Raw genomic sequence first — 10,708 nt, 5'->3', positions numbered from 1 at the left:
TATTGTGATGTTTTGTTCGCGTAAGTCGGACGCCAGGGGGCTGTCCGCCCAACAGGATCATCATGCCGGACATCAACAGGTCTCCCACCATCAACGATGTTGCCCGCATGTGCGGCGTGTCAATCAGGACAGTGTCACGCGTCCTCAACGGCGCGACATACTGACCACATGTCGTCCCGCAGTATGTGAGCTGGTAATTTATCCGTGCCAAGTGTCGATCCGTGATCCTGCCGCTTTGCGGTTTTGATAGCGCATTGTTTGCCGGGCGGATGAAACCGCCGCTCACAAAGAAAACGATGTCCATTCCATATGATGCCATCGTGGGCCGCGCAGAAAGCAGTTGATGCAGTCGAACCAATTCGGCCGGATGGCGACTAGGGGAAGCCATTCAAAAGGGTACAGCTCATTATACGCCGTATAACGGCGGCGCGGTTGTGAAACTGCAATCGCCACGACGTCCATCTGCGGTCATATTTCACATTGCGGGACGATAGGGATCGCCGTTAGGATCGAGCATCATTTCCAGAAAGAGGAATTGTCATGTCTCAACAAACGCGGGACCGTTCAAAAGACAAGGAAGAGAAGGGTGTCAGCGGCGCCCAGACCCTGTTTCGCGGCCTTGATGTGCTCGAGATGGTTCAGGATGGCCCGCTGTCCTTGAACCAGTTGTCGGACCGTCTCGGCCTGTCTCGAAGCACGGCACATCGTTTGGCCACAGCGCTGACCGAGCGGCGGTTTTTGAGTTTCAAGCCGCGAGAGGGTTACAGTCTGGGGTCACGTATATTGGAATTGGGTCATTGCGCGCGGCTCCAAGTGCAGATGACGCAGCTGGCGCGGCCATTTCTCGAGGAACTGGCGCTTGCAACCAGTGACACTGTTCACCTTGGGGTTATTGTCAATGACGAGGTTCTGTACCTCGATAAAATTCCTGGCCGTCGGCGGATCGTGATCAGCAGTCACGTCGGCGAGCGCCAGCCGGTGGCCTCCACAGGCCTCGGCAAGGCGTTGATCCTCGATGATAATGAAGAGCGCTGGCGGCAATTCTATGAATTGAGCGAACATGGCTCCGCCAAGAGCCTGCCGGTCTGGCTCGAGCGGATGCGCGGCTATGTATCTGGCGGGTATGCGTTCGATCTTGAGGAAAATGAGGATCGCGTCCGCTGTGTCGCGGCGCCGATCCGCGATGTAGAGGGGCGTATTGCTGCCGCTGTAAGCGTGTCCAGTGCTGCCCAGTACATGTCGGACGATAGGATGGGAGAATTGATCTCTATCGTGAAGGATGCCACGGCCGCCATCAGCCGGGAGCTAGGCTGGCGTTCCGACCGGTCCTGAACTCAGCACGATGGCGAAATGAGCGCCTGCTGAGAATCAGCGACGATTAGCTCAGCAGGCGTCGTTCCGACAGACGACAAACGCGTCAGTCGGGAGGGTTGTACGCACCTTGGCGGTGTGCGGCGCAGCTGTTGTGCACCACGCTCCGCAAAATCATCGGACATTGCCGCCCACATCAATGTTGCTTGTCAACATTCCTTTCTTGCGACGAAGTTTCACAAAATAGATCTGTTTCTCTATTGTTGGTATGGTTGGGGCCCGGTCAAAAGACCTCATTCATTGGGAAGACATTTCCGATGATCTGACATTCCCGGACAAGACCCGTCACGGGACCGTCTTGCCGATCTCTCGGTCTGTTCCTTGAGAAACTGCTGTCTGAATACGACAACTGATGCAGGAGGGCGACCTGGGGCCTTTTATTGGCCCTTTGTCTCTTTCCCTGTGGTGGATGTGCCACAGACGGGTAAAATGTACGTGCAATTTTTGTTCGGCGAACACGAAAGCGGCGCTTTTTCAAATGCTTGACCGTGCAATTATCCGCTGAAAATTATTTCACAGATAACGCTCACATCGCAGATGAGGGAATTGCAATCGCCCCAAATCCTGATTACCATTTAGAATGACACCGGTAGCAAAAATGACACCGGTAGCTTTTTAGAACGCGGCGAAGATCGCGTCCAAAATTGTCTTGGGAGGACAGGATGAACAAACGATCCATGATGAATGGCGTCTTGCTGGGCGCGTCACTGACGGCCATGGCGGCCGCATCGCCCGCTGCATTTGCGCAGGACACGACGGAAGACGAGATTGTCGTCACCGGTTTCCGTGCGTCTCTGGCTGAGGCACTCGCCGTAAAAAAAGAAGCAACAGGCGCTGTTGATGCCATCGTTGCTGAAGATATCGCCGACTTTCCGGATTTGAACCTCGCTGAATCGCTTCAGCGTGTGCCAGGCGTCGCCATCACGCGCGACAGCGGTGAGGGTCGGCAGATCACGGTACGTGGTCTGTCTGGTCAGTACACACGCGTTCGTGTCAATGGCATGGAAACCATCGCTGCAACGGGCGGCGAGGGCAGTGTCAACCGAGGCCGCGATTTTGACTTCAACGTGTTCGCTTCTGAACTGTTCAACAACATCATCGTACGGAAAACTGCTTCAGCGGATATCGATGAAGGCTCACTCGGGGCGACGGTCGACCTGAACACAGGCCGTCCGTTCAACTATAAGGACGGCACGACACTGGTGCTGAGCGCCCAAGGTCAATACAACGAACTGATCGAAGATTTCGGCCCACGCGTTGCTGGCCTGTTTGCCTATAACGATCCGAATGGCGTTTGGGGCGTTTCGGCGTCAGCTGCCTATTCGAGCTACGCGACCAGCGAACTCGGTCAGAACACCGTTCGTTGGCAGAAGGCTCGGTTCCAGTCTGTTGAGGGCGTGGATTGCCTTGCCAACCCAACGGATACCGGTTGCGATACGGTCACCAACGCCTTCCATCCGCGTATTCCACGTTATGGTGAAATCGCGCTTGAGCGCGAGCGTCTGGGTCTGACCACCGGTCTCCAATTGCGCCTTGACGATGCCACGACGTTGAGCGTCGATGGTTTGTACTCAAAGCTGGATGCGTCGCGTTCGGAGTATTGGGGTGAAGTCCTGTTCCGCGGCAACGAAGGCGGCATGGACGTCATCGACTACACTTACGATGCGGACACCAACAACCTCAACTCCATGACCGTGAACAATGCCTGGGTTCGGATGGAGAACTTCAAGAAGGCATGGACGACAGATTTCTATCAGGTCGGCGCCACGCTCGATCATGATTTCTCCGACACTTTCAGAATGCAGGCTTTCGCCGGCAAGTCCCAGTCGGATACGGAGTTCCCTTACGAAATCACGTTCATGTATGATGATCGTGATCATCAGAATTTCTCATACGATTACACGGATGACAAATTTCCGACGATCACTTTTGGTGGCGACAGTGTTCTTGATCCATCCACGTTCCAGCTTTCGGAATTGCGCGACCGTCCATCGGGGGCCACTCATGGTTTCACGACGGGCCGTATCGAAGCCGAATGGGACTTTACGGAAAACCTGTCGCTTGAAGGCGGCGTGAGCTGGAAAGAGTTCACTTTCGACACCTACGGCTATCGCCGTGACCAAGGCGTTTGCGGCGATCTTTTTGATTGCGACACGGACGACGACAACGTCAACGATCTGTATGGCGTGCCCGCGACGGCAGGTCTGACCGATATCTTCAACTTCAATGACGATACGGGTGCAGGCTCAACGACGTCCTGGGCGATCCCGTCCTTGAGCGGTTGGTCCGACTATTTCGACCTGCCCAATATCGAGGCAACGCTCGATCAAGGTTCAACAAGCAAGGTCACCGAGGAAAGCGTTGGTGCCTTCCTTCAGCTGAACGGTGACGTGCCGGTTGGTGAAATGCGCCTGAAGTTTGATGCCGGTGTTCGCTATGTGGAAACCAAGCAGAACTCGTCAGGGTACAACTCCGGTACGCTCGTCGATGTGACGCGTGAGCCTTATGAAGACACGCTGCCATCGGCGAATGTGGCGCTCTTCGTCACGCCGGACTTCGTCCTTCGTGCATCAGCAGCGCAGGTGATGACCCGGCCTGGCCTCGGCAACCTCAGCCCGGGCGGTAGCGTCGACAGCTTCAACTACCGGGTGTCCTACGCGAACCCATCCCTCAACCCGACGCGCGCGAACAATTTCGACGCATCAGCTGAGTGGTATTTCGCGGATGAAGCACTTCTGTCGTTCGCTTTCTTCACCAAGGAAATCGAATCATTCCCGATTTCGACGGAAAGCACCAATACCTACGCATCGACGGGTCTTCCGCTGACGCTGCTTGTGCCAACCTCACCGACGGCACAGAATCCTGAGGGTGGACCAGCTGAATCCTGTAATCCGAACAATGGCGGTTCGGGCTGCTGGACAATCCGTTCGCTGGGTGATGGTCCGGGTGCAGATATCCAGGGCTTTGAAGTCGGCCTTCAGTTGCCATTCTCCACGTTCGTGGAAGGGACGCCACTGCTGGAAGACATGGGGATCGTGGGGAACTACACCTATGTCGACTCCGATGTGGATTATACCGTGAACGGACAGGAGATTACCGAGCGCCTTCTCGGTCTCTCCAATGTCTCGTATAACGCCACGGTGTATTACGAGAACGACCGGTTCTCTGCTCGTCTGGCCGCGGCCTATCGAGATGAGTATCTGTCCGGCACGAGCGGTAACAGCAACACGTTCGAAGGCTATGGCGAGACGTTCAATCTCGACTTCTCCTCTTCCTACGAGCTGACCGACAATATCGAGCTGAGCTTTGAGGCCCTGAACCTGACGGATGACTATCAGGATCGCTGGACCGATATCTATGCCAAGCGTCGGTATGAGTATGATCACACGGGTCGCGTCTTCCTCGTCGGTGCCCGCTGGTCCATGAACTGATTAAAATCGGATCAGAACTGACGATCAGTTTTGGCGCCCAAAGCACCTCCCGCTTTGGGCGCCTTTTCATTGCCGCTGAATCTGTGAGCGACGAGCACAATAAAAAAGCCGCCCCTTGGGGCGGCTCTATTTTTAGATCTGTCGCGAGTTTAGTGGACCCACTCTTCGGTGAGGTAGGATGCTTCGGCCCCGTCCCATAGGACTTCGTGTTTGTGACTGTCGGCATCAAAAAATTCAAAGACAATCCGACGATCCGTCTGGGTGCTTTCAATAATGCGTGCAGTGACAAAGTCAGGCGCGTTCTCTCGAAGAGCTGTCATCACGGCAGGGGGGAGCTCACTTTCAGCGATATCGCGCTGCATTTCGACCACTGCCCAGCTGTCGCCGTCCTGCATGATGTCGAGTTCCCACTCCTGGCCGTCAGCCCCCAGACCTTCAAGGTCGTAATAGATGACGCCATTTCGGGTTTCACGCTCCGCTTCGGAAAAGTTGATATCGTCCCGGAACGCCGTTGCGGTCTCCATCACCGCTGGCGGAACATCGCTTATGTCGACCGAATCCTTGCTGACACCAGGAGTGCTCTGGTCGCTGCCGCATCCGACAAGGCTGATAATGGCAGTCAGTCCCAAGAGCTTCTGCACGCTCAATTTCCCTTCACGGGTGCAAACTGACATGACAGTACGATACCGCCAGGGAAGTGCACATCCGCTCGCTGACCGACTTTGACTTCGTGAACGCCGGTTACAGCACCCGTCGAGATCTTCATGCCTTTTTTGCAGGGGTGACCACGCCGGGCTGCATTCCCCAGCGCGTATCTCAGTGATTCAACCGGACCGCCTGGAATGCCGGCGGCACTAGCTTCGCCGACGACCGAGCCGGCGATCAGCGTCTTGACCTTCCAGTCCTCCAACGGCGTCGAAAGCGCATCGGGAATGGCTGGTCCGCAGATCAGGCCCAGATTGTTGCCGAAATCCGAGATCGTGACGAGCGGACCTTCAATATTGATCCCGGGGAAGGGGCTCGACGCAATTTCGATGCCTGCATAGACAGCGCCGACCATACCGAGTGCTTCTTCCGTGGTCCAATCAACCTTGTCGGTCGGGGCATCGGCACCAATTTCGATAATATATTCCCCTTCGACGGCGGCGAAGCCGCCCTCGAACATGCCGACCGTTCGTGCACTGCCGTCGTCCTGCCAGATTAGCGGGGAAAAAATGGGGCCGAGCAGGCGGTCGGTGCCGTATTTTGCCATCCCGTCGCCGGTAATTCGCCCGACCTTCCAGCCGCCGATGGCGTCGGGCCACAGGCCAATCGCTTCATCCTGCACGGCATAAGCCTCATCCAGGCTGGTCGGCTGGGTGCCGGGATAGTCTTGCAATGGCGTTGCCTGCAGGCGGGCATCGACAAAAGCTTGGGCGATCGACCGGTTCGCCGAACGTGTCGCGGTGAGGCTCATCCGCCGTCTCCTCAATCAAACTTGTTGGTTCTGGACAGTAACGGAAACCGGTGTCATTATCCAGTGATAATGAGCAAAAAAGGGCACCGGTTGCTGTTCCGGAAAGCCCCGATGCCACTGGAAACGCAAGAAAAGGACTATCATGCGACATTCTCTCGCGACGACACTCCGTGCCGCTCTTATTCTCAGCGCCGTCCCGGTTTTCACGGTCCCCTTCACCGTAGCGAGCGCCGCCCAAGAGGCCATGCCTGCGGACACAACCCGCGCCTTTCCGGGCGCTGTTGGATGGACTGATACGGTTGGTGGCCGCGGCGGCAAGATCATCAAGGTGACCAATCTGAATGCTGACGGACCCGGCAGCCTGCGCGCGGCATTGGCAGCGGAAGGTAAGCGGATCGTGGTCTTCGAGGTCGGCGGCGTCATCGATTTGGAAGGGGCCAATCTCTCAATCGACAACCCGTATATCACCGTTGCGGGACAGACAGCCCCATCCCCCGGGATCACGATTATCAAGGGGGGGCTCGTCATCAAGGGGCATGATGTCATCGTCCGACATCTGAGAATTCGTCCCGGCGATCTGGGTGAGGCGCCGATGAGCGGGCGGGATATCGACGCCATCACGACAGCCGCGGCGCATGATGTGATCGTCGATCATTGTTCCTTGAGCTGGGCGACGGATGAAAACCTGTCGGCGTCGGGCCCTCGTTTCACTGGCGACACGCCAGATGATTGGCGTGAGGGAACGTCCCGCCGGATCACCTATTCCAACAACCTGATTGCCGAAGGTCTCGCCAATTCCACCCACGCTAAAGGCGAGCACTCAAAAGGCTCGTTGATCCACGACAACACGTCGGGCATTCTCATTTACGGCAATCTTTATGCGCACAATTACGAGCGGAGCCCTCTTTTCAAGGGCGGTGCGCGCGGCGCCATTGTCAACAACCTGATCTATAACCCTGGTCAGCGGGCAATTCACTACAACCTGCAGGGCCTTGAATGGGGTGATGCGCAGTATCAGACCGGCGAGCTGACAGTGGTCGGTAACGTCCTGCGCGGGGGGCCCAATACCGTCGCCGATCTGCCTCTCGTCATGCTGGGTGGCAATGGCTCGGCCGATCTCTACCTGGCCGACAACCGCGTCCAGGATGCGCATGGCGATCCACTCCCGCTCATGGGTCGCTATACGGCCAGCGAGGCGGTTCTCAACAAGCACCGCAAGCCCATCCGCGAGATCCCGGGTGTTGAACCGATGCCTGCTGCAGAGGTTGAGATCAGTGTGCTGAAGAAAGTGGGTGCTCGTCCATGGGATCGCGACAAGATTGATGTTCGGATCCTTGCCGACACGGCCGAAGGCCGCGGGCACATTATCGACAGCCAGGAGCAGGTTGGCGGATATCCGACCTTTGAGGAAACGCGCGCGACCTTCAATCCTGACGACTGGAACCTGGACACGATGGAACCCAAATCGCCTGACGTCCTCGATGATGGCAGTAAAGCGCGGGGCACCTGATTGCACTTGCCAATCACGCACGGCTCTGGTCGAAATGTCCCGTGGACATTTTGACTGGAACAGCGCTTTGCCTCCGAACGATAACGATAATAACGATCCAGCGGTCTATCCTGACGAACAGGGGGAATCGCGCGGCAAAGTCACGATCAATGATGTGGCGCGTCTGGCGCGCGTATCGAAAAAGACCGTCTCACGGGTCATTAATAACTCACCGCTTGTGCGAGATGATACGCGGGAACGGGTACAGGCCGTCATCAGGCAGTATGGCTATGCGCCTGATCCCCAGGCGCGGGCGTTGGCATTTCGGCGCTCGTTCCTCGTAGGCATGATCTACGACAACCCCAGCCCGCAATATGTGGTGAACATGCAGCGCGGGATCCTCGACGGACTGGAGGGGACGGGGCACCTATTGGTGCTTCAGCCGTGTGATCGCTCTGATCCGAACGTATACGATCCAATCGAGGCCTTCGTGCGCCAGCAGAAGCCTCGTGGTGTCATTCTGACCCCATCGATTTCGGAAGATGATCGTGTGGCCAAAATCCTGCGGGATGCGGATTGCCCCTATGTCCGTATTGCGTCGGTTCCGCTCGACAATGGCGCGCGCATGTTGCGGACGCGCGACCATGAGGGGGCGAAAGCGGCCGCGCTGCATATTGCGGCACTCGGCCATCGGCGCATCGGCCATGTGCACGGACCGAGCACATTCCGGTCGGCGCATGAGCGCCGCCGCGGGTTTGAGGAGGGGCTGGCGGAACACGGACTGACGCTCGATCCGGCTCTCATGCGGGAAGGGGCCTATACGTTTGAAAGCGGTGCGGCCGGTGCGGCGAGCCTGCTGGCCATGGATGATCCGCCAACGGCCTTGTTTATGGGCAATGATGAAATGGCCGTCGGTGCCTATCAGGCGGCGCGCGAGGCGGGGCTCTCTATCCCTGAAGATGTCTCAATCGTTGGGTATGACGATACACCGATGGCGTCGCGGGTTTATCCACCGATGACGACGGTCCGTACCGCCATCCGGGAAATGGGCGCAGAAGCGGCCCGGCAACTCTTGGGTGGGGATGAATATCTTGCAGGCCCGCAATCTCAGTCACCTCAGCCCGAACTGGTCATACGGGGGTCGACCGCCCAACGCTGATCTGCCGGCGATTTTCGCTGGCCGGGGTGGTTGTCGCGACCGTCCAGTGTTGTTATGACACCGGTAGCAAAATCAATATGACGACCTGTTCCGCATTATTCGGAGGCAGGTCAAAGACACGCTGATTGAGGAAAAACGATGTTCGAAAAAGTTTATCAGGCCACCCATCCGGACATGATGGACAATGTTTCAAATGATCAGCTTCGGGATCGCTATCTCGTTGACAGCATGTTTGAGGACGGCAAGGTCAAGCTCTTTTATTCGCATAATGAGCGAATGGTCATCGGGGGCGCCGCGCCAGTCTCCGGCGATGTGGTCCTGCCGGCACAGACCGAACCTTCTTCGGCAGAGGGCGAGCCCTTCTTGCAGCGTCGCGAAATGGGCGCGATCAATGTGGGTGGTGGCAGTGGCACACTGACCATTGATGGCGAGAAATTCTCAATGGCGCCGAAAGACGGAATCTATATTCCGCGCGGCAAGAAGGATGTTGTGTTTTCATCCGATGACGCATCCAACCCGGCGATGTTCTACGTCGTATCAACGCTCGCGCATGCCAGCTACGACATTGTCAAACTTTCTGTAGACAAGGCGGTTCCGCTTGAGCGCGGCTCGCTGGCGCAGTCCAATGACCGGGTCATCTATCAGTATATCGTGCCCGAGACATGCAAGTCCTGCCAATTGCTCATGGGTCTGACGATCCTGAACGAAGGCAGTGTCTGGAATACCATGCCGCCGCACCTTCACGATCGCCGCTCGGAAATCTATTTCTACTTCGGGCTGGAAGAGAATGATCGCGTCTTCCACTATATGGGCGAAGAAGACAAAATCCGTCACATCATCATGAAGGACAAGGAGGCGGTGATCTCGCCCCCATGGTCCATTCACATGGGGTCCGGCACCAAGGCCTACAATTTCATCTGGGCGATGGGCGGTGAAAACCTCGACTACACCGACATGAACGTCCTCGACATCTGTCAGCTGAAATAGGGGGCGGGGATGTTTGACCTTTCAGGCAAGACCTGCGTCGTCACTGGGGCCAATACTGGCATTGGTCAGGGGCTGGCCCTTGGCCTCGCATCGGCCGGTGCCAATATTGTTGCCGTAGGCCGCTCGCAACCCGAAGAAACGCGGGCTCAAGTTGAGGATACCGGCTGCAAATTCGCTTTTGTTGAGGCCGATCTGGGCGACATCTCAAGTGTGCCCGCCGTTGTCGAGAAGGCTGAGGCCGCGTTCGGTCTGCCGGCTGTTCTGGTGAACAATGCGGGTACGATCAAACGCAACGATGCCCTCGACTTCACCGAAGAGGAATGGGATTCCGTCATGGACGTGAATCTCAAGACCCTGTTCTTTCTCAGCCAGGGCTTTGCCAAGCGCTGGGTAGCCGCTGGCGAGCGCGGCAAGATCATCAACATCGCATCGATGCTCTCCTATCAGGGCGGCATTCGGGTTGCGTCGTACACGGCAAGCAAGAGCGGCGTCATGGGACTGACACGGCTATTGGCCAATGAATGGGCGGCGAAGAAGATCAACGTCAACGCGATCGCACCCGGCTATATCGCCACGAACAATACGGCGGCATTGCGGGCTGATGAAAAGCGGAACGCGGAGATTTTGGGCCGCATTCCCGCGGGCCGCTGGGGCGATCCCTCAGATCTGTCCGGCGCGGCGATTTTCCTTGCCTCTACGGCTTCTGACTACGTCCACGGCACAACATTGCCCGTGGATGGGGGGTGGTTGGCCCGCTGAAGATGACTACTGATCCTGCAGGCCAATCTGCAGGGCAAATAAAAAATGGAGGAACG

At 57.0% G+C, this 10,708-nt stretch carries 9 protein-coding genes; 7 read left to right on the top strand and 2 right to left on the bottom strand.

Annotated elements, in window-relative coordinates; genetic code table 11:
- Nucleotides 1–62: 62 nt before the first annotated feature.
- The 3 genes from RUI03_RS14755 to RUI03_RS09600 all read left to right on the top strand — a co-directional run bounded on the left by RUI03_RS14755 (nucleotide 63) and on the right by RUI03_RS09600 (nucleotide 4,802).
- A complete protein-coding gene (locus RUI03_RS14755; RefSeq protein WP_410795866.1) occupies nucleotides 63–164 on the top strand; it encodes a LacI family DNA-binding transcriptional regulator in 102 nt (33 codons plus the stop codon).
- Between the two features lie 376 nt (nucleotides 165–540).
- Nucleotides 541–1,332, top strand: coding sequence for an IclR family transcriptional regulator (locus RUI03_RS09605; RefSeq protein WP_317287240.1), 792 nt, complete (start codon nucleotides 541–543; stop codon nucleotides 1,330–1,332).
- Nucleotides 1,333–2,033: 701 nt separating this feature from the next.
- Nucleotides 2,034–4,802 (top strand): TonB-dependent receptor, encoded by a 2,769-nt coding sequence (locus tag RUI03_RS09600; protein WP_317287239.1) that lies wholly within the window; start codon nucleotides 2,034–2,036, stop codon nucleotides 4,800–4,802.
- Between the two features lie 149 nt (nucleotides 4,803–4,951).
- Here the strand turns inward: RUI03_RS09600 and RUI03_RS09595 are convergent, their stop codons facing one another.
- Together RUI03_RS09595 and RUI03_RS09590 are read right to left on the bottom strand one after the other, a co-directional pair.
- A complete protein-coding gene (locus RUI03_RS09595) occupies nucleotides 4,952–5,443 on the bottom strand; it encodes a hypothetical protein (protein ID WP_317287238.1) in 492 nt (163 codons plus the stop codon).
- Nucleotides 5,444–5,445: 2 nt separating this feature from the next.
- Nucleotides 5,446–6,258: a hypothetical protein gene (locus RUI03_RS09590; protein WP_317287237.1), complete on the bottom strand. Its 813-nt coding sequence runs from the start codon at nucleotides 6,256–6,258 to the stop codon at nucleotides 5,446–5,448.
- 142 nt (nucleotides 6,259–6,400) lie between these two features.
- Between RUI03_RS09590 and RUI03_RS09585 the strand changes: the two genes are divergently transcribed.
- From RUI03_RS09585 to kduD, 4 genes are all read left to right on the top strand, one after another.
- The gene (locus RUI03_RS09585; RefSeq protein ID WP_317287236.1) at nucleotides 6,401–7,768 is read left to right on the top strand and encodes a hypothetical protein; all 1,368 of its coding nucleotides are present in this window, start codon (nucleotides 6,401–6,403) and stop codon (nucleotides 7,766–7,768) included.
- Between the two features lie 34 nt (nucleotides 7,769–7,802).
- Nucleotides 7,803–8,906: a LacI family DNA-binding transcriptional regulator gene (locus RUI03_RS09580; RefSeq protein ID WP_317287235.1), complete on the top strand. Its 1,104-nt coding sequence runs from the start codon at nucleotides 7,803–7,805 to the stop codon at nucleotides 8,904–8,906.
- Nucleotides 8,907–9,044: 138 nt separating this feature from the next.
- Entirely contained in the window at nucleotides 9,045–9,893 is an 849-nt protein-coding gene (gene kduI / locus RUI03_RS09575; RefSeq protein WP_317287234.1) for a 5-dehydro-4-deoxy-D-glucuronate isomerase, read from the top strand.
- Between the two features lie 9 nt (nucleotides 9,894–9,902).
- Nucleotides 9,903–10,652, top strand: a complete 750-nt coding sequence (kduD, locus tag RUI03_RS09570; RefSeq protein WP_317287233.1) for a 2-dehydro-3-deoxy-D-gluconate 5-dehydrogenase KduD — start codon at nucleotides 9,903–9,905, stop codon at nucleotides 10,650–10,652.
- Nucleotides 10,653–10,708: the final 56 nt, after the last annotated feature.

It is taken from the genome of Parvularcula sp. LCG005 (assembly GCF_032930845.1).
GTDB lineage: Bacteria > Pseudomonadota > Alphaproteobacteria > Caulobacterales > Parvularculaceae > Parvularcula.
Note: the sequence above shows the minus strand (reverse complement) of the source record. Positions and strands in the feature narration are given on the sequence as shown.

Coding starts and splice junctions, on each gene's coding strand:
- RUI03_RS14755 (WP_410795866.1), top strand. CDS start 63: ATGCCGGACATCAACAGGTCTCCCACCATCAACGATGTTGCCCGCATG.
- RUI03_RS09605 (WP_317287240.1), top strand. CDS start 541: ATGTCTCAACAAACGCGGGACCGTTCAAAAGACAAGGAAGAGAAGGGT.
- RUI03_RS09600 (WP_317287239.1), top strand. CDS start 2,034: ATGAACAAACGATCCATGATGAATGGCGTCTTGCTGGGCGCGTCACTG.
- RUI03_RS09590 (WP_317287237.1), bottom strand. CDS start 6,258: ATGAGCCTCACCGCGACACGTTCGGCGAACCGGTCGATCGCCCAAGCT.
- RUI03_RS09585 (WP_317287236.1), top strand. CDS start 6,401: ATGCGACATTCTCTCGCGACGACACTCCGTGCCGCTCTTATTCTCAGC.
- RUI03_RS09580 (WP_317287235.1), top strand. CDS start 7,803: ATGTCCCGTGGACATTTTGACTGGAACAGCGCTTTGCCTCCGAACGAT.
- kduI (WP_317287234.1), top strand. CDS start 9,045: ATGTTCGAAAAAGTTTATCAGGCCACCCATCCGGACATGATGGACAAT.
- kduD (WP_317287233.1), top strand. CDS start 9,903: ATGTTTGACCTTTCAGGCAAGACCTGCGTCGTCACTGGGGCCAATACT.